Source organism: Herbaspirillum robiniae, assembly GCF_002213415.1.
GTDB lineage: Bacteria > Pseudomonadota > Gammaproteobacteria > Burkholderiales > Burkholderiaceae_D > Herbaspirillum > Herbaspirillum robiniae.
The window spans coordinates 1-22,268 of record NZ_NJGU01000002.1 but is presented as its reverse complement, the minus strand read 5'-3'; the positions used below and the strand labels follow the sequence as shown (position 1 = coordinate 22,268).

Genomic DNA, 22,268 nt, shown 5'->3' with positions numbered 1-22,268 from the left:
TTCCGCCCATCGCCCGCGTCCGGGGCATCGCCGTTTCATCCTCCCTCGTTTTCTCCCGGCGCGGGCCAATAACAAGGAGCATTCCATGCAGCAACGCAAGCTTGGCAAATCCGACATCGCCGTGGCCCCGCTGGCCTTCGGTGGCAACGTCTTCGGCTGGAGCATCGACGAGAAGACCTCCTTTTCCATCCTCGACAAGTTCGTCGAGTCCGGCCTGAACCTGATCGACACCGCCGACGTTTACTCGCGCTGGGTGCCCGGCAACCAGGGCGGCGAGTCCGAGACCATCATCGGCAAGTGGCTGGCCCAGGGCGGCCGGCGCGACAAGGTGGTGATCGCCACCAAAGTCGGCAAGGACATGGGCGAGGGCCGCGTCGGCCTGAAGAAGGACTACATCCTGCGCGCGGTGGAGGATTCGCTGCGCCGCCTGCAGACCGATTACATCGATCTCTACCAGTCGCACGACGACGACAAGTCCACGCCCTTCGAAGAGACGCTGGACGCCTACGGCACGCTGGTCAAGCAAGGCAAGGTGCGCATCATCGGCGCCTCCAACTACGACGCAAAGCGCCTGGCCGAAGCGCGCGAAGCCGGCGAGAAGCTGGGCCTGCCGCTGTACCAGACGCTGCAGCCGGAATACAGCCTGATCGAGCGCGCTTCGTTCGAGAAGGAACTGGAGCCGTATTGCCTCAAGCACGGCGTCGGCGTGATCGGCTTCTATTCGCTGGCCAGCGGTTTTTTGAGCGGCAAGTACCGCACAGACGCCGACCTCGGCAAGAGCGCCGCGCGCGGCGGTCGCGTGAAGGGCTACCTGAACGAGCGCGGGCTGAAGATTCTCGCCGCGCTGGACGCGGTCGCGCAGCGCGTGGACAGCACGCAGGCCTCGGTAGCGCTGGCATGGCTGATCGCGCGACCCAGCGTGACGGCGCCGATCGCCAGCGCGACCTCGCTGCAGCAGCTCGACGCGCTGGTGAAGGCGACGCAGCTGACCTTGTCGGCCGAGGATATCGCCTTGCTGGACCAGGCCAGCGCGTACTGATGCCGCTTGTCTCGTCCTGACGAAGGTCGGGAGCCGGCATCGTTCAGCGCTCGCTGATGCGCCGCGAACGCCACTGGATCCCGGCCTGCGCCGGGATGACGGCGGTGGGGCGGGCGTTGTCGGTCGCAGGTTTTTCCCTTGATCGCTGACGACGTTTGCAAGCCCGCCTGGCTCTTCCCGCTTCTCCGTCATCCTGACGAAAGTCAGGATCCAGCGTCGTTCAGCGGCCATCGATATACGACCAAAGACGCTGGATCCCTGCCCGCGCGGGATGATGGGACACGGATTGACCGATGGAGATGAAATGAAAAATGCCGGCACATGCCGGCATTTTTCGTTGCAGCGTCGACGCGCTTACTTGGCCACGCGCGCCAGGTAGCGCGAGCGCCAGGGCTTCAGCACCATCAGCGCCAGGCACGCCGCCAGGATGTCCAGCGTGATGGCGGTGCCGAACACCGGATGCCAGCTGCCGGTCTTCTCGTGCATCATCGCCGCCAGCGGGCCGCCGAAGATCGAGCCGATGCCTTGCGAGATGTACAGCCAGCCGTAGTTGGCGGTGGCGTTGCGGGTGCCGAAGGTGTCGGTCAGGGTGGAGGGGAACAGCGAGAAGATCTCGCCCCAGCCGAAGAACACCACGCCCGAGAGCAGCACGAACAGCACCGCGTTGTCGCGTGTGGCCAGCCACAGCGCCATGGCCACGCCTTCCAGCGCGAAGGCGACGAACATGGTGTTCTCGCGGCCCCAGCGGTCCGAGACCCAGCCGAAGAAGGGGCGGGTCAGGCCGTTGGTCAGGCGGTCGATGGTCAGCGCCAGCGGCAGCGCCGCCAGGCCGAACACCATCACGTTGGCCACGCCGAAGTCGCGCGCGAAGGTGGCCATCTGCGAGGTCACCATCAGGCCCGAGGTCGACATCATGGTCATCATCACGAACATCAGCCAGAACAGCGGCGTGCGCAGCATCTGGCGCGGCGCTAGGTCATGCGTGCCGGCGGCGATGGCGGACGCGGGCATGGCCGCGGTCTGCGCGGCGTCGGGCGAGCGCAGCGCCTGCGAGGCGATCACGCCGATCACCGCGAACACCAGGCCGAACTGCCACAGCGTGGTTTCCAGCCCGGCCGAGGCCAGCGAGCTGGAGATCGGGAAGGTGGTCAAGATCGCACCCATGCCGTAGCCGGCCGCCACCATGCCCACCGCAAAGCCGCGGCGGTCGGGGAACCAGCGCACCATCTGGCCCACCACGCCGACATACACGATGCCGGTGCCCAGGCCGCCCACCAGGCCGTAGGCCAGGTAGAACATGCCGATGCTGGAGACCTGCGCGGCCAGGATCCACGACAGGCCGGACATGAAGGTGCCGATGGCGATCAGCCGGCGCGCGCCGAAGCGCTCGATCAGGCTGCCCTGGAAGGGCGAGAAGAAGGTCTGCAGCACGATCAGCATCGAGAAGGTGATCTGCAGTTCCGACAGCGGCACGCCGAGCTTGGCGGTCAACGGTTTGGTAAACAGCGTCCAGACGTACTGCGGACTGGAAATGGCCATCATGCAGACGAGGCCGATGAAGAGCTGGAACCAGCGGTTGCGCAAGAGGCCTTGCGCGCTGGCAGGGGCGGTTTGGGTGAGGGTGGTCATGATGCGTTTCTCCTGGTTTGGATGCTGGACATCGCTTGGGGATTCGGATTGCAACGCCTGGGACGACGGCGCCGGGCCGGTCGTCAAAATTTATGCATACATAAATTTACCCAAAGCAAAGCAGGTTCCGTGCCATTGGCCGGCGGCGGGAGAAAGCGCGATCAGGCAGGGGCGTGGCGGCGCAGCGCCAGCGGGGAAAAGCGGGATGACGGTGCAGGCTGCACCAGAGCCGGGAACTCAGCCGAAGCGTTTGCGCCGCGCCTGTGCCGGCGGCTGCACCATGTCGGCCTGCACCGCGGCGGCGCGCACCTGCTCCAGGCGCTCGATGGTGATGCGCTCGACCACGGTGTGGCTGTCTTCGATGTGGCGGGCGATCAGCGCGCCGGCCGCGCGGGCGTCGCATTGCCCGACCGCATCGAGGATGGCGGCGTGTTCGATGTAGGTGTCGGCGATGCAGTCGCCGTAGGCGAAGTCGAGCCGGCGCATGATGCGCAGCTGGTCGGTGACCTGGCGATAGACGGCGTCGGTTTCGGCGTTGCCGGCCGCGCCTACCAGCGCGCTGTGGAAGCGCTCGTCCAGCGCCGCCACTTCCAGCCCGTCGGCCAGGCGCTTGCCGGGCCTGACCTGCCAGATCCGGCCCTGCTCCTTCACCAGCGACTTGCGCGCGGCGTCGGCCACGCGCGGCGAGCACAGCTTGGCGATCGCGTGCATCTCGATCATCTCGCGCAGTTCATAGAGCGAGGCGAAGCGCGCCAGGTCGATCGGCACCACTTCCCAGCCGTTGCGGAAATAGCCGCGCACCAGGCCTTCGCTCTGCAGCCGCATCAGCGCCTCGCGTACCGGCGTGCGCGAGACCTGCAGGCGCTCGGCCACGTCGTTCTCGGCGAAGCGGTCGCCCGGCAGGAGGCGAAAAGCGTAGATGTCCTCGCGCAGGCTGCTGTAGACCGTGTCGGTCAGCTTGCCGGCGGGGCGCAGGTCGATGGCGGGGGATTTCGCGCTTGGCTTCATGGATGGCGTCCATGTTAGCGCAAGCGCCGGGGCAATGGAGAAACCCGCGCCAGGCGGGTTTGCATGGCGCGTGCGCAAAGTCGCTCAGGGAGCGTCGTCCAGCGCCTTGATGATGTCGTAGGCGGCGCTGACCCGCGCATCGTTGGGGAAATTGCGGTTGGCCAGCATCACCACGCCGATTTTCCGCGACGGGATGTAGGCGATGTAGGCGCCGAAACCGTTGGTCGAGCCGGTCTTGTTGATCCAGACGTCGGCGCGCGGCGCGGTCGGCGGCACGATGGCGGTGGCCGGGACGGCCTGCGCGATCACGCGCGGGGAGTTGCCCTCCAGCAGCGCCTGCAGCGGCGTCGGGTAGGGGTACTGTTCCCAGATCAGGTCCTGCGTGAAGGTGGCCGCCTGGAAGTAGCCGGTGTGGGTGGCGGCGACGGCGCGGCCGATCTTGCCCGGCAGCGTCTCCGGCGCGAGATTGGCGCGCATGAACGCCAGCATGTCGCCCACGGTCGAGCGCACGCCGTAGGCTTCCGGCGCCAGCAGGCCGCCTTTCAAACGGATCGGATTGCCGTTCTTGTCGTAGCCCATGGCGTAGTCGGGCATGTTCTGCTGCGGCACGCGCAGGTAGGTGTGGTGCAGGCCCAGCGCCGGCAGCAGCCGCTCCTGCATCAGCTGCGTGAAGTCGCCGCCCATGCTCCTGGCCGTGATCAGGCCGAGCGTGCCGATGCCGGGGTTGGCATAGGTGCGGCAGGCGCCGGTGGCGCAGGACGGTTTCCAGTGCTGCAGGTAGCGCATCAGCTGCGCCTCGTCATGGATGTCGTCGGGCAGCTGCAGCGGCAGGCCGCCGGGCGTGTGGGTGCCGAGATGAAGCAGCGGGACCTCGCCGAAGGCGCTGCCCTTCAACGCCGGCAGGTGTTGCGACACCTTGTCCTGCAGCGAGAGATGGCCTTCGAGCTCGGCGTAGGCGGTCAGCGTGGCGGTGAAGGTCTTGCTGATCGACCCCAGTTCGAAGAGCGTGTCCGCGGTCACCGGCTTGCGCGGTTCCAGCGAAGCGGCGCCGTACTGGAACGCGTAGCTCCGGCCGCCGCTGACAATGCCCAGCGCCATGCCGGGGATCTGGTACTTGTCCATCAGTTGCGCGGCGGCGCGGTCGGCGGCCTGCCTGACCTGTACCGGCGCCGGTGACAGATCGGCTGCGCGGGCCGCGCCGGCGCCCTGGAGGCTGAACAGGGCAGTGGCGAGAGCGGCGGCGAGGAGTTTCATCGATGGCTTCCTTGGAGTGGGGGAGCGGCGATTATTGTGATCTGGCAATGTTTTCGCAATAGCAAAAAACTGCACCCAGCCCTCAGAAATTCTTGCCCCGGCCAGGCTGCGCAAGCCCGGTCTGGCGCCGGGAAGTCTTCAAGCGTCGGGGGAGATGTCGGCCAGCTCCCGCGCAATGAAGTCGACAAAGCTGCGGATGCGGTTGGACATCTGGTGCCGCTGCGAATACACCGCGAAGATGTCGGCGTTGGGCGTCTGCCATCCCGCCAGCACCTGCACCAGGCGGCCGTCTTCGAGGTAGGGGCGCACGTCCCATTCGGCGCGCATCAGGATGCCGTGCCCATCCAGCGCCCACTTCACGGCGATCTCGCCGTCGTTGGTGGTGAGGTTGCCGCGGATCTTCACGGTCTCGGTCTTGCGCGCCGCGCCCGAGCCGGAGGACAGCCGCCAGACGCCGTAGGCCTCGTCGCCCTGGCGGATGCCCACGCAGTTGTGTTTGGCCAAGTCGTGCGGGGTGACGGGCGTGCCGCGTTTTTTCAGGTAGCCGGGCGTGGCGCACAGCAGGCGCGAATTGGCGGCCAGGCGGCGCGCCACCACCCGCGTGTCGGGCGGTTCGCCGAAGCGGATGCAGACGTCGAAGCTGTCGTCGGTCAGCGGCGGCGGCATCACCGACAACTGCAGCTGCACCGAGACCTGCGGATGCTCGCGCACGAACTTCGAGATCACCGGCGCCACATGGCTGCGCCCGAATCCCAGCGTGGCGTTGACCCGCAGCAAGCCTTCCGGACGCCGCTTGGAGCTGCCCAGGAGCTCCGACAGTTCATCGATCTCGTCCAGGATGCGGCGCGCATGCTCGAGGTAGAGCTCGCCCTCGGGCGTCAAGGTCATGCGCCGCGTGGTGCGGTTCACCAGCGGCACGCCGGCGCGGCTTTCCATCTGCGCCAGGTGCTTGCTGACGGCCGCCGTGGTCAGGCCCATCTCGCGCGCCGCCGCCGACAGGCTGCCGGCCATGGCCAGCACCGAGAAGAAGCGCAGGTCGGCGGGAAGGACGGTGTCCTGCATGGCTTTATCTTTAATTTAAAGTTAATGATGCTTTGAGTTTAGCACCGGTTATTGCAAAAGAACGCCGGTAAAGTGCCAGCACCAAAACATCTTTTGAAAGGCCGGAGACATGAAGACATACCGCATCGCAACCATCCCGGGCGACGGCATCGGCAAGGAAGTGGTTCCAGCCGGCCGCAAGCTGCTTGAGGCGCTGGCCGCCACCACCAGCAAGTTCGCCTTCGAGTTCGAAGACTTCGACTGGGGCGGCGACTACTACCGCAAGACCGGCGCCATGATGCCGGCCGACGGCCTGGACGCGCTGCGCGGCAAGGACGCCATCCTGTTCGGCTCGGCCGGCGATCCGCACATTCCCGACCACATCACGCTGTGGGGCCTGCGCCTGAAGATCTGCCAGGGCTTCGACCAGTACGCCAACGTGCGTCCGACGCGCATCCTGCCCGGCATCGACGCGCCGCTCAAGCGCTGCAAGCAGGAAGACCTGAACTGGGTCATCGTGCGCGAGAACTCCGAGGGCGAATACGCCGGCGTCGGCGGCCGTGTGCACCAGGGCCATCCGATCGAGGCGGCGACCGACGTCTCGATGATGACCCGCGCCGGCGTCGAGCGCATCATGCGCTTCGCTTTCAAGCTGGCGCAGTCGCGTCCGCGCAAGCTGTTGACCGTGATCACCAAGAGCAACGCCCAGCGCCACGCGATGGTGATGTGGGACGAGATCGCGCTGCAGGTCGCCAAGGAGTTCCCGGACGTGAAATGGGACAAGGAGCTGGTCGACGCCGCCACCGCGCGCATGGTCAACCGTCCCGCCACGCTGGACACCATCGTCGCCACCAACCTGCACGCCGACATCCTGTCCGACCTGGCCGCCGCGCTGGCCGGCAGCCTGGGCATCGCGCCCACCGGCAATATCGATCCCGAGCGTCGTTATCCGTCGATGTTCGAACCCATCCACGGCTCGGCCTTCGACATCATGGGCAAAGGCCTGGCCAACCCGGTCGGCACCTTCTGGTCGGTGGTGATGATGCTGGAGCACCTGGGCGAACATGAAGCCGCCGCGCAGGTCATGCGCGCGGTCGAAGCCGTCACCGCCGATCCTGCTCTGCACACCGGCGACCTCGGCGGCAAGGCGACCACCGCGCAGGTGACCGAGGCCGTCTGCGCCTTCGTCACCAAGGCCGCGCAGGTGCAGAAAGCCGCCTGAGCCTGACCCGGCGGCCGCCTTCCACCGGCCGCCGCAGTTCCCGCCCTGCGGCGGGAATCCATTCGCCTGTTCCAACAAGAAACCGGGACGCCGCCTTGCGCGGCGTGACCCGTCGGAGACCTCATGCCTGTTCACCGCGCGCAGCCTGCCGCCGTGAGCGAGCGCGAGCGCATCGATCGCCTGCTCACAGGCATGTTCGACGCCGCCATCGCGATCGCCCAGCCGGCCTTGCGCATTCCCCAATTCCTGCCTGCGCCGCCGCGCGGCCGGCTGATCGTGATCGGCGCCGGCAAGGCCTCGGCCGCGATGGCGCGCACCTTCGAGGAGCACTGGCCGGGTCCGCTGGAGGGCCTGGTGGTCACGCGCTACGGCTATGCCGTGCCTTGCCGCCGCATCGAGATCGTCGAGGCCGCGCATCCGGTGCCTGACCAGAACGGACTCCTGGCCGCCACACGCATGCTGCAACTGGTCGGCGGCCTCACGCCGGACGACCTGGTGGTGTGCCTGATCTCAGGCGGCGGCTCGGCGCTGCTGCCGTTGCCGATGGCCGGGCTCACGCTGGCCGACAAGCAGCGCATCAACCAGGCGCTGCTCGACAGCGGCGCGTCCATTTCCGAAATGAACTGCGTGCGCCGCCATCTTTCCGCCATCAAGGGCGGGCGGCTGGCCGCGGCCTGCCATCCGGCGCGCGTGCTGAACCTGCTGATTTCGGATGTGCCGGCCGACGGCCTGCACGACATCGCCTCCGGCCCCACGGTCGCCGATCCCACCACCTGCGCCGACGCGCTGGCCATCGTCGCGCGCTATGGCATCGCGCTGCCGCCGCAGGCGCGCGCCATGCTGGCCGACGGCAGCGCCGAGTCGCCCAAGGCGGACGATGCGCGGCTGGCGGGCGTGCAGACGCATCTCATCGCCACGCCGCAGATGGCGCTGGAGGCCGCCGCCGCCTTTGCCGCGCAGCATGGCGTGGCGGCTCACATCCTGTCGGACGCCATCGAAGGCGAGGCGCGCGAAGTCGGTAAGGTGATGGCCGCGCTGGCACGCCAGGTGGCGCGCGGCGGCCAGCCCTTCGCCGCGCCCTGCGTGCTGCTGTCGGGCGGCGAGACCACCGTCACCGTGCGCGGCAGCGGACGCGGCGGGCGCAATGTCGAGTTCCTGCTCTCGATGGGCATCGCCCTCAACGGCCAAGCGCGCGTGCACGCGCTGGCCGGCGACACCGACGGCGTCGACGGCCGGGAAGAGATCGCCGGCGCGCTGCTGCGGCCCGACACGCTCGAGCGCGCCCGCCACGCCGGCCGGCCGCCGCAGACCTGCCTGGAGAACAACGACGCCCATGGCTTCTTCCAGGTGCTGGGCGACTCGGTGGTGACCGGGCCGACGCTGACCAACGTCAATGATTTTCGCGCCGTCTACGTCGGCGCGCCCTTGCACCCATCACAACAACAGGGAGCGTCGCATGCGCCGACACCGTAACGCCAAGATCGTCGCCACGCTGGGTCCCGCCAGCAGCGAACGCGCCACCATCGCCGCGCTGTTCGCCGCCGGCGTGGATGTGTTTCGCCTCAACTTCAGCCACGGCAGCCATGAGGACCATCGCCGCCGCCTGCAGTTGATCCGCGAGATCGAGGCCGAGACCCGGCGTCCCATCGGCGTGCTGCTCGACCTGCAAGGTCCCAAGCTGCGCATCGCCACCTTCGTCGCCGGACCGGTGCGGCTGGAGGAGGGCGCGCCTTTTCGCCTCGACCTGGACGCGGCAACGCCCGGCACCTCCGCCCGCGTGGCGCTGCCGCATCCGGAAATCTTCGCCGCGCTGCAGCCCGGCGCCTGCCTGCTGCTGGACGATGGCCGCATCCGCCTGAAGGTGCTGCGCTGCGGACCGGACTTCGCCGACACCGTGGTCGAGGTCGGCGGCTTGCTGTCCGAGCGCAAGGGCGTGAATGTGCCCGACGTGGTGCTGCCGGTCTCGGCCATGACCGCCAAGGACAGGCGCGACCTGGCCTTCGGGCTGGAGCTGGGCGTGGATTGGGTGGCGCTGTCCTTCGTGCAGCGCCCGGAAGATATCCGCGAGGTGCGCGCCATCGCCGGCAGCCGCGCGGCCATCGTGGCCAAGCTGGAGAAGCCGGCCGCGATCCACCTGCTGGCCGAGATCGTGGCCGAGGCCGACGCCGTCATGGTGGCGCGCGGCGACTTGGGCGTGGAGCTGCCGGCCGAACAGGTGCCGGCCTTGCAGAAGCGCATCGTGCGCGCCTGCCGCCGCGCCGGCAAGCCGGTCATCGTGGCCACCCAGATGCTGGAGTCCATGGTGACCTCGCCCGTGCCCACGCGCGCCGAGGCCTCCGACGTTGCCACCGCCATCTACGACGGCGCCGACGCCGTGATGCTGTCGGCCGAGTCGGCCAGCGGCGCCTGGCCGGTGGAGGCGGTGCGCACCATGGACCTGATCATCGGCCGCACCGAGCACGATCCCTATTACCGCGATGCGATTGCCGCCTCGCACTCGGCGCCGCGCGCGGAGTTTTCCGACGCCATCGGCTACGCCATGCGGCACGTCGCCGGCCTGCTGGACGCCGCCGCGACCGTGGCCTACACCACCTCCGGCCACTCCGCGCTGCGCATGGCGCGCGAGCGGCCCGGCCTGCCCATCCTGGGCATGACGCCCAGCCGCGCCATTGCGCGCCGGCTGGCGCTGGCCTGGGGCGTGCACCCGGTGCTGTGCCATGAGGTTCTGGATGCGGGCGAGGTCGGCGCGCTGGCCTGCCGCACCGTCAGCGAAGAAGGCTTTGGCAGCAGCGGCCAGACCATCGTGATTTCCGCCGGCATGCCCTTCGGCACGCCGGGCACCACCAACCTGCTGCAACTGGCGCAGATCGCCTGAGGAGGCTGGACGACCCTTATTCCCGCAGTACCGGAAGAACAAAAAAAGAACCGCCGCCGGCAAGCAGCCATGCCGCCGGCAGGCAAGACGCCTCTCCGCATTTTTGCAACCGGACCCAACCTCTCCAAGGAGGAGACAATGAACACCGATATCGAAGCACGCGTATCCCGCAAACTCATGTGGCGCATCATTCCGTTCGTGATGCTGCTGTACTTCATCAGCTTCCTCGACCGCGTCAACGTGGGCTTTGCCGCCATCACGATGAACAAGGACCTGGGCCTGTCGCCGACCGCCTTCGGCCTGGGCGGCGGGCTGTTCTTCATCGGCTACTTCCTGTTTGAGGTGCCGTCCAACCTCATCCTGCACAAGGTCGGCGCGCGCATCTGGATCGCCCGCGTGATGGTGACCTGGGGCCTGATCTCGGCAATCTCTGCCTTCGCCACCGGGCCCAACAGCTTCTATGTGCTGCGCTTCCTGCTGGGCGTGGCCGAGGCCGGCTTCTTCCCCGGCATCATCCTGTATCTCTCGCTGTGGTTCCCGGCCAAGCAGCGCGCGGTGGCCGCGGCCTGGTTCATGGCCGCGGCGCCCATCTCGGTGGCGCTGGGTTCGCCGCTGTCGGGCGCGATCATGCAGCTGCCGCCGATGTTCGGCCTGGCCGACTGGCAGATGCTCTACATCATCGAGGCCGCGCCGGCGGTGGTGCTCGGTTTCGTGGTGCTGAAGTTCCTGACCGACAAGCCCGAGCAGGCGCACTGGCTGGCCGACGACGAGCGCGCATGGCTGGTGGCGCGGCTGAAGTCGGAGGCCGATGCCAAGAAGGGCGGCCACGGCCACACCGCCAGCGCATGGAGCGCGCTGAAGGACCTGCGCGTGCTGGCGCTGGCGCTGATCTATTTCGGCACCTCGGCCGGCCTCTACACGCTGGGCCTGTGGGCGCCGCTGATGATCCGCGAGTTCGGCTTCACGCCGTTCCAGACCGGCCTGCTGACCGGCGTGCCCAGCGTGGTGGCGGTGGTGGCCATGGTGCTGTGGGCGCGTCATTCCGACCGCAGCGGCGAGCGCACCTGGCACGTGGTGATTCCCTGCGTGCTGGCCTGCGTGGGCTTCCTGCTGGCGGGCAATGCGACGACCGCGCTGTTCGTGGTCTTGTCGCTGGTGGTGGTGAACGTGGGCATCAGCTCGGCCAAGGCGCCGCTGTGGGCCATGCCCAGCACCTTCCTCTCCGGCGCGGGGGCCGCAGCCGGCATCGCGATGATCAACTCGCTGGGCAACCTGGGCGGCTTCGTCGGCCCGTTCGCCATCGGCTGGTTGAAGAACAGCACCGGCAGCTATACCGCCGGACTGTATGTGGTGGCGGCCACGCTGGCGCTGTCGGCGGTGGTGACGCTGATGCTGAGCCGCCAGACACGCCAGCATGCGGGCGTCGCCAAGCCCAGCCATGGCGCGTGAGCGGGCCCCGGTGCGGCTTGGCATGCTGCTGCTGCGCCTGCGCGCCTATGCCGCTCGCGTGGCGCGGGCGCATCGCCGCCTGCTGTTCTGACATCGGGCATCGGCATCGCCATGGATGAGCCTGGCAAACGGACCTGCGGGTCCGTTTGTCTTTTGGGCGCTATCCCGCATCGCAGCAGCGCCGGCGGCCATTCCCGCAGCTTGACACTTGCGCCCCGGGTACCTATCCTCCACAGCCATTGGTCTTACCTTTCCCGGCGCAGCCGGCGGCCAGCAAGACGTTGCCTGCATGGCAATGATTCATCCGACCCTTAGGCACTCATCCCGACAGCATGTCTTTTGATCCCATCGTCCAGAAGTCCATTTCCGAGCAAGTCGCCCAGCGCTTGCTGACCATGATCCGCAGCGGCCTGCTGAAACCGGACCAGCAGCTGCCGCCCGAGCGCGAGCTCGCGGCCATGCTGGGCGTGGGCCGTCCGGCCGTGCGCGAGGCCATCCGCGGCCTGGCGCTGCTGGGCCTGCTGCGCATCCGCCAGGGCGAGGGCACCTTCGTCAGTTCGCTGGAAACGCGCGAGCTGCTGGAGCCGCTGGAGATGATCATCGACCTCAACGCCGGCACGCTGGAGGCGCTGTTCGACGCGCGCCTGATCATCGAGACCGGCGTGGCCGCGCTGGCCGCCACGCACATCGACGACGCCGAGCTGAACCGGCTGGTCGCCAACGTCGAGGACGAGGCGCGCCTGCTGTCGGACCCGGCCGCCTTCGCCGCCGCCGACGTCGAATTCCACGAGGCCATCATCGAGGCCTGCAACAACCCCTTCCTGCAAAGCATCGCCGGCAGCCTCTACATGCTGGGCAAGAAGAGCCGCACCATCACCTCGCGCATTCCGGCCACGCTGGAGCGCAGCCTGCAGGACCACCGCGAGATCCTCGACGCCCTCAAAGCGCGCGATCCGCAGAAGGCCTCCGACGCCATGCGCAACCACCTGATCCACGTGCGCGACGCCTACCGCGGCGCCGCACCCAGGAAGGACGAGTCGGTGCACGACTGATTTGCAATCGAAGCGCCGTCGTTGCCGCCCCGCGCGGCTCTCCACAACGGCGGCGCGGCAGCACCTTCGCGGCGGATGCCGCGATGCCCGCAACACCCGAATCAGAACAAGCGATACCGGCAGGGCGCAGGGCCGCCTACCAGCAAGCCGGAGCATGAACGACCGATAAGCGTTTCATCTTCACAGGAGAACACCATGCTGGATCTGGCAGGAAAAGTCGTCTTCATCAGCGGCGCGAGCACCGGTATCGGCGCCGCCGCAGCCCGCGCCTTCGGCGCCCGCGGCGCCCACGTCGTGGTCCACTACAACAGCTCGGCCAAAGAAGCCGAACTGGTCGCCGCCGACGTGCGCGAAACCGGCAGCAAGGCCATCACCATCGGCGCCGACGTGCGCGACAGCAACGCCATCAACAAGGCGGTCGCCTCCGCGGTCGAGCAGCTCGGTCGCATCGACGTGCTGATCAACAACGCCGGCAGCCTGGTCAAGCGCGAACCGCTGGAAAAGGTCACCGACGAGCTGTTCGACGACATCGTCAACATCAACGCCCGCTCGGTGGTCGCCTTCACGCGCGCGGTGATCCCCGTCATGCGCGGCCAGGGCGGCGGCAACATCATCAACGTCACCTCGGTCGCGGCGCGCCACGGCGGCGGCCCCGGCGCGCTGATCTATGCGGCCTCCAAGGGCTTCGTCAGTACCATCACACGCGGCATGGCCAAGGAGCTGCTGGCCGACAAGATCCGCGTCAACGCCGTCGCCCCGGGCGTGATCATGACCCCGTTCCAGGAACGCTTCACCACCCCCGAACAGCTGGAAGCCTTCCGCAAGACCATCCCCATGGGCCGCATCGGCGACCCGGACGAATGCAGCGGGGCCTTCCTCTACCTGGCGTCGGAGCAGATGTCGGGGTATGTGACGGGGCAGATCATTGAGGTCAATGGCGGACAGTACATGCCTTGAATTCTGGCCTCGCCGGGAAAAGCCGCCATCTGGCGCAATGCCGTTCAGTGAAGCCAACATTGTCTGCGTCACCCTGACGAAAGTCAGGGCCCGGCGTCGTTCAGCGGCCATCTATGCGCGACGAAAGCCGCTGGATCCTGACTTTCGTCAGGATGACGGGTCAAGTTGTCATGCTTGACTGAACGGAATTGGCCATCTGGCGGCTTTTTTCTTGTTCGCACAATGTGGCGCCGGATGGCACGCCCCTTGCTGCAAAACGGCGCATGATGCCGCTCATTTCAGATGTCCACAGCACAGGCAGCGATTCCGACTTGCTGAGGGACAAGCTCACCCTTCTTCTCGACTCCACCGGCGAAGGCATCTACGGCATCGACCTCGACGGCCGCTGCACCTTCATCAATCGCGCCGGGGCCGACATGCTGGGCTATCGGGTGGAGCAGGTGCTGGGCAAGAACATGCACGACCTGGCGCACCACAGCCACGAGCACGGCGGGCACTATCCGGAGGAGGCGTGTCCGATCCTGATGGCCTTTCGCAAGGGCGAGTCGTGCCGGGTCGACCAGGAGGTGTTCTGGCGCGCCGACGGCACTTCCTTTCCGGTGGAATATTCCTCTTACCAGATCGTCGACGGCGGCCAGGTGCGCGGCGCGGTGATCACGTTCAGCGACATTTCCAAGCGGCGGCTGGCCGAGGAACAGTTGCAGCGCGCCAAGGCGGAGCTGGAGCTGCGCGTGGCCGAGCGCACGCGCGAGCTGTCGGCGGCGCTCAGGCAAGTGCGGCAGTTGTCGGCGCACGCGCATTCGGTGCGCGAGGATGAGCGCACCCGCATCGCGCGCGAGATCCACGACGAGCTGGGCAGCCTGCTGGTGGCGCTGAAGCTCGATGTGAACTGGATGGCCAAGCGCGTGGACGACCGCGAGCCGGTGGCGCGCAAGTGCGAGGCGATGAACCGCCTGATCGAGACGGCGGTGGACAACGTCGGGCGCATCATCACCGACCTGCGCCCGAGCATCCTCGACCACCAGGGCCTGATCGCGGCGCTGGAGTGGCAGGTGCAGGAGTTCTCCGAGGCCACCGAGTTGCCCTGCGAAGTGGAGTTCGACATCGCGCCGGAGGCCTTCGTGCCGGACGGCGCCAAGGCCACGGCGGCCTTTCGCATCTTCCAGGAAATGCTGTCCAACGTGGCGCGCCACGCACAGGCCACGCAGGTGCGCATCGCCGTGCGCCTGACGCCGGCGGAGCTGGCCATGGAGGTGGAAGACAACGGCGTGGGCGCCGCGCGCGATGCGCTGGAGGCGTCGACGTCCTATGGCGTGATGGGCATGCGCGAGCGCGCGCTGCACTTCGGTGGCGCGCTGGTCATCGCTGGTGCGCGTTTTGCACCAGATGATGGCGCGCGGGGCGGGCCGGGCACGCTGGTGTGCCTGCGCCTGCCCTTGTCCAGCCGCAACTGATGCCGGATACACAATAGAGAACAGCCAGACGAGACGACCACGATGAACGCCACCACCGATTCCATCCGCATCCTGCTGTGCGACGACCACCGCATCGTGCGCGAAGGACTGAAGCAGATCCTGGCCGACACGCCCGACATCGAGGTCGCCGCCGAATGCGCCAGCGGGCCGGAGGTGATGCACAAGGCGCGGGTGGAGGCGATCGACCTGGTGCTGCTGGACATCGCCATCCCGCAGCAGGACGGCCTGGACGTGCTGCGCCAGATCAAGCAGGAGATGCCGCGCCTGCCGGTGCTGATGCTGTCCACCTATCCCGAGAAGCAGTACGCGGCGCGCTGCTACAAGCTGGGCGCGGCCGGCTACCTGAACAAGAGCGCCGACACCGAGCAACTGGTGGCGGCGATCCGCAAGGCCGCCGGCGGCGGCGTCTACGTCAGCCCGCAGATGGCCGAGACGCTGGCCTCCGAGCTGAGCGCGCGCTCGTCCTCGCATGAGCGCTCGCCGCACGAGAGCCTGTCGCATCGCGAATACCAGGTGTTCCAGCTGATCGCGGCCGGGCGCAGCGTCAAGGAGATCGCCGACCAGCTGGAGCTGAGCCCCAATACGGTGAGCACCTACCGCGGCCGCATCCTGGAAAAGACCGGGGCCTCCAACGACGTGGGCATTGCGATGTATGCGGTGCGGCATCAGCTGATGCCGGTTTAAGCGCTGGCGGTGGGGGGGCGGAGGATGACGCCGCTGGATCCTGACGTTCGTCAGGATGACAGCCTCTGTGTGGCAGGTTCCACGCCGCGCGGCATGATGCGCCGGACAGCGGCAACACCCCCTCCGTCATCCCGGCGCAGGCCGGGATCCAGCGGCGTTGGCGGTGGTTCAGGCGGCGGATGACGCCGCTGGATCCTGACGTTCGTCAGGATGACAGCCTCTATGTGGCAGGTTCCACGCCGCGCGGCATGATGCGCCGGACAGCGGCAACATCCTCTCCGTCATCCCGGCGCAGGCCGGGATCCAGTGGCGTTGGTGGTGGTTCAGGCGACAGATAACGCCACTGGATCCTGACGTTCGTCAGGACGACAGCCTCTCTGCGGCAAGCGTGACCCCGGTTCTGCTTTCCTTTGTAGTTGAACCACTACAAAGCGTCGTCACACGATGACGCCATTTCCCTCGCTGGCAAATCCCTTGCACACGTTTGACGGCATCGCAGCAAGCCACCTCAAACTCACCAAACGGGGGAATCATGCCGAAAGCACCAGAACAGAACATCTTTCACACCTACGACGCCGAGCGCGCCGGGAGCGGCTGCTCCTGCGGCCGCCACGGCAGCCAGCGGCAGCACGATGACGAGCAGGAGGCGGCGCGCGCAAGGCGGGCGCAGGATGTCGAAGCGCTGACCGAAGATGTGGTGGAAGAGTCGCTGATGCGCGCGCTGTTCCCGCGCATGGCAGAGCGCCGCGACTTCCTGCGCGCGGTCGGCAAGAACACCGCGCGCGCGGCGATTGCCAGCGTGCTGCCGCTGGGCGCGCTGCAGGCGATGGCGCAGGAGAAGAATGGCGCGCTGGAGAAGAAGGACCTGAAGATCGGCTTCATCGCCATCACCTGCGCGGCGCCGCTGATCATGGCCGATCCGCTGGGCTTCTATCGCAAGCAGGGGCTGAACGTGTCGTTGAACAAGACCGCCGGCTGGGCGCTGATCCGCGACAAGATGATCAACAAGGAGCACGACGCCTCGCACTTCCTTTCGCCGATGCCCATTGCCATGTCCATGGGCGTGGGCAGCAACGCGGTGCAGATGCGCGTGGCCACGATCCAGAACATCAACGGCCAGGCCATCACGCTGCACACCAAGCACAAGGACAAGCGCGACCCCAAACAATGGAAGGGCTTCAAGTTCGCCGTGCCGTTCGAGTATTCGATGCACAACTTCCTGCTGCGTTACTACCTGGCAGAGAACGGCCTCGATCCCGACCGCGACGTGCAGATCCGCGTCACGCCGCCGCCGGAGATGGTGGCCAACCTGCGCGCCGGCAACATCGACGGCTTCCTCGGCCCCGATCCGTTCAACCAGCGCGCGGTGTATGACGAGGTCGGCTTCATCCACATCCTCTCCAAGGAAATCTGGGACGGCCATCCATGCTGCGCCTTCGGCACCTCGGAAGAGTTCGTCAAGCAGAACCCCAATACCTTCGCCGCGCTGTTCCGCTCGGTGCTGACCGCCGCCGCGATGGCGCGCGATCCGGCCAACCGCTCGCTGGTGGCCAAGGTGATCTCGCCGGCGGCCTACCTGAACCAGCCGGAGACGGTGGTGGAGCAGGTGCTGACCGGCCGCTTCGCCGACGGCCTGGGCAACGTGAAGAACGTGCCGGGCCGCGCCGACTTCGATCCGGTGCCCTGGGATTCGATGGGCGTGTGGATCCTGACGCAGATGAAGCGCTGGGGTTACATCAAGGGTGACGTCGACTACAAGGCCATCGCCGAGAAGGTGCTGCTGCTGACCGACGCCAAGAAATACATGAAGGAACTGGGCCAGCCGGTGCCGGAAGGCGCCTACCGCAAGCACACCATCATGGGCCGCGAATTCGACCCGGCCAAGGCCGAGGCCTACGTCAACAGCTTCGCCATCAAGAGGACGGCATGACGGCGGCCAAGCAGACCGGCTGGCGCGCGGCGCTGATCTCGCTGCTGCTGCTGGGGTGCCTGCTGATGGTGTGGCACCTGGCCACGCTGCCCAAGGAGAGCGCGGCCAATGCGGCGCAGGACGAGTACGCCAGGCTGATGGGCAAGAGCGGCGGGGCCGCCAGGAACGACGGCTTCCCGGGGCTGGCGCAGATGGGCGAGACCATCCGCAAGGAGTTGTCCAATCCTTTCTACGACAACGGTCCCAACGACAAGGGCATCGGCATCCAGCTCGGCTATTCGCTGGGCCGGGTCGGGCTGGGGTTCGCGATCGCGGCGCTGGTGGCGATCCCTTTGGGGTTTTTGCTGGGGATGTCGCCGCTGATGCAGCGCGCCCTGAATCCCTTCATCCAGATTCTGAAGCCGATCTCGCCGCTGGCGTGGATGCCGCTGGCCTTGTACACGATCAAGGATTCCTCGGTGTCGGGCGTGTTCGTGATCTTCATCTGCTCGGTGTGGCCGATGCTGATGAACACCGCCTTCGGCGTGGCCTCGGTGCGGCGCGACTGGCTCAACGTGGCCAAGACGCTGGAGGTCAGGCCCTTGCGCCGCGCCTTCATGGTGATCCTGCCGGCGGCCGCGCCCACCATCCTGACCGGCATGCGCATCTCCATGGGCATCGCCTGGCTGGTGATCGTGGCGGCCGAGATGCTGGTGGGCGGCACCGGTATCGGCTACTTCGTCTGGAACGAATGGAACAACCTGTCGCTGACCAGCGTGATCTTCGCGATCCTGGTCATCGGCGCCACCGGCATGGTGCTCGACCTGGTCTTCGCGCGCCTGCAAAAGATGGTCACTTACGTGGAATGAAAGGCGCAGATACATGGACAAGAATTTCCTGAGCGTCGAAGGCCTTTCCAAACGCTATGCGGCCGGCGGCCCGCCGGTGTTCGAGCAGGTCTCCTTCGGCATCGAACGCGGCGAGTTCGTCTGCGTGATCGGCCACTCCGGCTGCGGCAAGACCACCATCCTCAATGTATTGGCGGGGCTGGAGGCGGCCAGCGGCGGCGTGGTGATCATGGACCAGCGCGAGATCAGGGGCCCCAGCCTGGACCGCGGGGTGGTGTTCCAGAGCCATGCGCTGATGCCGTGGTTCTCGGTGCTGGGCAACGTGGTGTTCGCGGTGCGCTCGCGCTGGCCGGAGTGGCCGCGCGCCAAGGCCGAGGAACATGCGCGCCGCTTCATCGAGATGGTGGGACTGAAGGGCGCGGAGCACAAGAAACCCTCCGAGCTCTCGGGCGGCATGAAGCAGCGCGTGGGCATCGCACGGGCGTTTTCGATCGAACCCAAGATGCTGCTGATGGACGAGCCCTTCGGCGCGCTCGACGCCCTGACGCGCGGCGTGGTGCAGGACGAGCTGCTGAAGATCTGCGCCGCCACGCGCCAGACCGTGTTCATGATCACGCACGACGTCGACGAGGCGATCCTGCTGGCCGACAAGATCTTCCTGATGTCCAACGGCCCGCACGCCAGCATCGCCGAAGTGGTGGTCAACACCATGCCCAAGACGCGCACGCGCGAATCGATGCACCACGACCCACAGTTCTACCGCATCCGCAACCACCTGGTCGACTTCCTGGTGCACCGCTCCAGGCAGATCCAGGCGGCGCAGGCGGCCGGCGGCGCGGCGCCCGTCACGCGCGTGGTCAGGCCGGGCCTCGACAACGAGGCGCAGCAGGCCAGTGCGCCGGATTCCGGTTTTTCACAGGCGGCAGCCTGAATTTCATCCACATCACATCCCATTGAAGGAGATCGCAACATGGACCGCAACCAAGTCACCCAGAAGATCGTCACCGCCAAGGTCAGGAACAAACTGAGCTGGGCCCAGATCGCCGAGCGCATCGGCCAGAGCAAGGAGTGGACGACCGCCGCCATGCTCGGCCAGATGACGCTGACCGCCAAGCAGGCCGCGGCGGCCCAGGAGCTGTTCGCGCTGACCGACGAGGAGACGCTGTGGCTGCAGATCGTGCCCTACAAGGGTTCGCTGCCCACGCCGGTGCCCACCGACCCGCTGATCTACCGCTGGTACGAGATCGTCAGCGTCTACGGCAGCACCATCAAGGAACTGATCCACGAAGAGTTCGGCGACGGCATCATGAGCGCGATCGACTTCAAGATGGACATCCAGCGCCAGGCCGATCCGAACGGCGACCGCGTCAATGTGATGCTGTCGGGCAAGTTCCTGCCTTACAAGACCTATTGAGGGCGGGTGGCCGCTCATTGCGGCGTGTTCCGGTTTGTTTCGTCAGGACCTTGCGGCTGCGCGGGGGATGAAATAGGTCGGAACACGCTCTAGAATAGGGCGCATGCTCAAAGACAAAAAACTTTCCGCCTACAAGCCCTCGGCCACGCGCATCCGCGCACGCTTCGTCGCCATTTCCTGGCGCGACCTGGCCGTCAGTTTCGGTCCTTTCATCCTGCTGATCCTGATCGGCGCCTGGCTGGTGATCTGGCTGATCCGGCCGGCGCCGCCGTCGGACATCACGATTGCCGCCGGCCCCAAGGACAGCAACTTCTGGCGCGTGGCCGAGCGCTACCGCGACATCCTGGCGCGCGACGGCATCAAGCTCAAACTGGTGGAAACCGGCGGCTCGCTGGACAACCTGAAGCGCCTGGCCGATTCCTCGCAGGAGGTCGACGTGGGCTTCGTGCAGGGGGGACTGGCCGGCGCGGTGAATGCGGACGCGCTGTCGTCGCTGGTGTCGCTGGGCAGCATCTCGTATGTGCCGGTGTCGGTCTACTACCGCAGCCCGCCGCCGCGCGAGGACGGCCGACCGGCGCCGGCGCTGCGCCAGCTGTCCGAGCTGGCGGGCAAGCGCATCGCCATCGGCGGCGACGGCAGCGGCTCCAGCGTGCTGGCGGCTACGCTGCTGAAGGCCAACGGCGTGGAGCAGGGCGGCGGCACCGAGCTGCTCAACATCGGCGGCGACGAGGCCGCGCAGGCGCTGACGTCGGGCAAGATCGACGCCGCCTTCCTGATGGGCGATTCGGTCTCGCTGGCGACCATGGGCAAGCTCTTGCGCGCGCCTGGCATCCGGCTGCTGGACTTCTCGCAGGCCGACGCCTATGTGCGGCGCTACCGTTACCTGAACATCCTGAAGATGCCCATGGGCGTGTTCGACCTGGCGCGCAACCTGCCGGCGCGCGACACGCAACTGATCGCGCCGACGGCCGAACTGGTGGCGCGCGAAGACCTGCATCCGGCCTTGTCCGACCTGCTGATCGAGGCGGCGCACGAGGTCCACGGCAAGGCCAACGTGATGCAGAAGGCGGGTGAATTCCCCGCGCCGCTGGAGCACGAGTACCGCGTCAGCGACGACGCCCAGCGCTACTACAAGTCGGGCAAGACCTTCTTCTACCGCACCTTGCCGTTCTGGCTGGCCAGCCTGGTGGACCGGGCGGTGGTGATCCTGCTGCCGGTGATCCTGCTGCTCATTCCCGGCATCCGGCTGGTGCCGATGCTGTATGGCTGGCGCATCCGCTCGCGCATCTACCGCATGTACGGCGAACTGATCGCGCTGGAACGCGGCATCTCGCGCGAGACGCCGGAAGACCAGGCCGAGATCCTCAAGCGGCTGGACGAGATCGAGGCGGCGGTCAACCGCATGAAGATGCCGCTGGCCTTTGCCGACCAGTTTTATGTGTTGCGCGAGCACATCGGCTTCGTGCGGGCCCGCCTGGAGCACCACGCCGTGGCCTGAGCGCCACGGCCGGCGCGGCTTTCTCTGCTCGCAAGGCGCGCGGCGGCGGGTTTGTTGTATAGTGGGCCGTCGCGTCGAAACTACTGTATGAAAAATACTGTGTATTTGTACAGTATTCATGCTACAGTGAAGCCTCTTACTGACAAGAAGAGGAATCACTGCCATGACACACTTTGATCTTGCGTCCGACGCCCGCTTCGCCGTTGCTTCTTCCAGCCCGTCTTCCCTGAGCATCCGCATGGGGCGCCGCGAAATCTTCATCTGCCGCGACTCCTACGTGCGCCGCTACCGCGTCAATCCCCTGATCGAATGCAGCGCCGGCATCGAGCCGGGCCACGTTGAAATCCTGCTGTTCCGCCGTTGGCTGCTGGTCTTGTCGAAGGCCCGCGCCTGATGCGTCGCGCACTCGACTGGCTGGTGGTGGACGAGGGCGGCCGCGCGGCCGGCGTCGTGCCCTTCACCGGTTCAAGAATGTCGCACAACGACGGCCGGAGCATTCCCGAGGTATGCGCCAAGGTGCTGGATGCCCTGCGCGGGCGTGCGGTTTCCGAGTCGCGTGGCGAGTCCTGCGCTGTTGAACAGATGCCCGCCGGCTCAGTCGCCGGCCGCGGCGGCGATTGATGCACCTGTCGGCCAGGCGGTCTTGCTCAGCTACCGGTCGTGACAGGCGAGGCGGGGAAGGTGACCAGATGCGTCACATCCAGCCGTATGCCTATCAGCTCGCCGATGGCGTGATCGTGATGTGACGGCACCAGCGACAGAAGCTGCTGGCCGTTTTCCAGCTCCAGCGTGTAGAGGAACTCCGCGCCGCGAAAGGATTTGCGCAAGACCTTGGCCTTGAATGGCGAGGCGTCGTCGTGCACCACGTCGTCGGCGCGCAGCAGCACATCCACGGCGGTATCCGGCTGAGTGTT

The 22,268-nt window shown here is 67.0% G+C and carries 21 protein-coding genes; 16 read left to right on the top strand and 5 right to left on the bottom strand.

From position 1 onward, the window contains the following. Positions 1 to 85 precede the first annotated feature (85 nt). Positions 86 to 1,039, top strand: a complete 954-nt coding sequence (locus CEJ42_RS05155) for an aldo/keto reductase (protein WP_088750246.1) — start codon at positions 86 to 88, stop codon at positions 1,037 to 1,039. A 354-nt stretch (positions 1,040 to 1,393) separates the two neighbouring features. Here CEJ42_RS05155 and oxlT read toward each other — a convergent pair whose 3' ends face one another. The 4 genes from oxlT to CEJ42_RS05135 form a co-directional block, all read right to left on the bottom strand. Beyond that, positions 1,394 to 2,668, bottom strand: a complete 1,275-nt coding sequence (oxlT, locus tag CEJ42_RS05150; protein ID WP_079215747.1) for an oxalate/formate MFS antiporter — start codon at positions 2,666 to 2,668, stop codon at positions 1,394 to 1,396. 237 nt (positions 2,669 to 2,905) lie between these two features. Next, the gene (locus CEJ42_RS05145; protein ID WP_088750245.1) at positions 2,906 to 3,676 is read right to left on the bottom strand and encodes a GntR family transcriptional regulator; all 771 of its coding nucleotides are present in this window, start codon (positions 3,674 to 3,676) and stop codon (positions 2,906 to 2,908) included. Between the two features lie 84 nt (positions 3,677 to 3,760). Beyond that, entirely contained in the window at positions 3,761 to 4,930 is a 1,170-nt protein-coding gene (ampC, locus tag CEJ42_RS05140) for a class C beta-lactamase (protein ID WP_088750244.1), read from the bottom strand. A gap of 138 nt (positions 4,931 to 5,068) precedes the next feature. Next, the gene (locus CEJ42_RS05135) at positions 5,069 to 5,992 is read right to left on the bottom strand and encodes a LysR family transcriptional regulator (protein WP_088750243.1); all 924 of its coding nucleotides are present in this window, start codon (positions 5,990 to 5,992) and stop codon (positions 5,069 to 5,071) included. A 109-nt stretch (positions 5,993 to 6,101) separates the two neighbouring features. On the opposite strand from CEJ42_RS05135, the gene CEJ42_RS05130 reads away from it, so the two are divergent. The 15 genes from CEJ42_RS05130 (at position 6,102) to CEJ42_RS05060 (ending at position 21,975) form a co-directional block, all read left to right on the top strand. Then, positions 6,102 to 7,193: a tartrate dehydrogenase gene (locus CEJ42_RS05130; protein ID WP_079215743.1), complete on the top strand. Its 1,092-nt coding sequence runs from the start codon at positions 6,102 to 6,104 to the stop codon at positions 7,191 to 7,193. Between the two features lie 123 nt (positions 7,194 to 7,316). Further along, entirely contained in the window at positions 7,317 to 8,666 is a 1,350-nt protein-coding gene (locus CEJ42_RS05125) for a glycerate kinase type-2 family protein (protein ID WP_088750242.1), read from the top strand. Beyond that, positions 8,650 to 10,068, top strand: a complete 1,419-nt coding sequence (pyk, locus tag CEJ42_RS05120; protein ID WP_088750241.1) for a pyruvate kinase — start codon at positions 8,650 to 8,652, stop codon at positions 10,066 to 10,068. Before CEJ42_RS05125 ends, pyk begins: the two co-directional genes overlap by 17 nt. A gap of 138 nt (positions 10,069 to 10,206) precedes the next feature. Continuing rightward, positions 10,207 to 11,517, top strand: coding sequence for an MFS transporter (locus tag CEJ42_RS05115; RefSeq protein WP_079215740.1), 1,311 nt, complete (start codon positions 10,207 to 10,209; stop codon positions 11,515 to 11,517). Positions 11,518 to 11,849: 332 nt separating this feature from the next. Further along, positions 11,850 to 12,569 (top strand): FadR/GntR family transcriptional regulator, encoded by a 720-nt coding sequence (locus CEJ42_RS05110; protein WP_079215739.1) that lies wholly within the window; start codon positions 11,850 to 11,852, stop codon positions 12,567 to 12,569. Positions 12,570 to 12,764: 195 nt separating this feature from the next. Beyond that, positions 12,765 to 13,526 (top strand): SDR family NAD(P)-dependent oxidoreductase, encoded by a 762-nt coding sequence (locus CEJ42_RS05105; RefSeq protein WP_079215738.1) that lies wholly within the window; start codon positions 12,765 to 12,767, stop codon positions 13,524 to 13,526. 263 nt (positions 13,527 to 13,789) lie between these two features. After that, positions 13,790 to 14,980 (top strand): sensor histidine kinase, encoded by a 1,191-nt coding sequence (locus tag CEJ42_RS05100; RefSeq protein WP_088750240.1) that lies wholly within the window; start codon positions 13,790 to 13,792, stop codon positions 14,978 to 14,980. A gap of 42 nt (positions 14,981 to 15,022) precedes the next feature. After that, positions 15,023 to 15,685, top strand: coding sequence for a response regulator (locus CEJ42_RS05095; protein ID WP_079215736.1), 663 nt, complete (start codon positions 15,023 to 15,025; stop codon positions 15,683 to 15,685). A gap of 532 nt (positions 15,686 to 16,217) precedes the next feature. Next, on the top strand, positions 16,218 to 17,615 hold the full coding sequence (locus CEJ42_RS05090; RefSeq protein WP_088750239.1) for a CmpA/NrtA family ABC transporter substrate-binding protein: 1,398 nt from the start codon (positions 16,218 to 16,220) through the stop codon (positions 17,613 to 17,615). Beyond that, positions 17,612 to 18,463, top strand: coding sequence for a nitrate ABC transporter permease (gene ntrB, locus CEJ42_RS05085; protein ID WP_079215734.1), 852 nt, complete (start codon positions 17,612 to 17,614; stop codon positions 18,461 to 18,463). The genes CEJ42_RS05090 and ntrB overlap by 4 nt, the downstream gene beginning before the upstream one ends. 13 nt (positions 18,464 to 18,476) lie before the next feature. Further along, positions 18,477 to 19,373, top strand: coding sequence for an ABC transporter ATP-binding protein (locus tag CEJ42_RS05080; RefSeq protein WP_088750238.1), 897 nt, complete (start codon positions 18,477 to 18,479; stop codon positions 19,371 to 19,373). A 39-nt stretch (positions 19,374 to 19,412) separates the two neighbouring features. Then, positions 19,413 to 19,856 (top strand): cyanase, encoded by a 444-nt coding sequence (gene cynS / locus CEJ42_RS05075; protein WP_079215732.1) that lies wholly within the window; start codon positions 19,413 to 19,415, stop codon positions 19,854 to 19,856. Between the two features lie 103 nt (positions 19,857 to 19,959). Further along, positions 19,960 to 21,354 carry a TAXI family TRAP transporter solute-binding subunit gene (locus CEJ42_RS05070; protein ID WP_079215731.1) on the top strand — a complete coding sequence of 465 codons (1,395 nt, stop codon included), beginning with the start codon at positions 19,960 to 19,962 and terminating at the stop codon, positions 21,352 to 21,354. Positions 21,355 to 21,517: 163 nt separating this feature from the next. After that, positions 21,518 to 21,748, top strand: coding sequence for a hypothetical protein (locus CEJ42_RS05065; protein ID WP_079215730.1), 231 nt, complete (start codon positions 21,518 to 21,520; stop codon positions 21,746 to 21,748). After that, complete coding sequence (locus tag CEJ42_RS05060) at positions 21,748 to 21,975, top strand: hypothetical protein (RefSeq protein WP_088750237.1); 228 nt, start codon at positions 21,748 to 21,750, stop codon at positions 21,973 to 21,975. The genes CEJ42_RS05065 and CEJ42_RS05060 overlap by 1 nt, the downstream gene beginning before the upstream one ends. A 26-nt stretch (positions 21,976 to 22,001) precedes the next feature. On the opposite strand, the gene CEJ42_RS05055 is transcribed toward CEJ42_RS05060, so the two are convergent. Further along, on the bottom strand, positions 22,002 to 22,268 hold a 267-nt coding region (locus CEJ42_RS05055; protein WP_129587672.1), incomplete at its 5' end, for a TOBE domain-containing protein.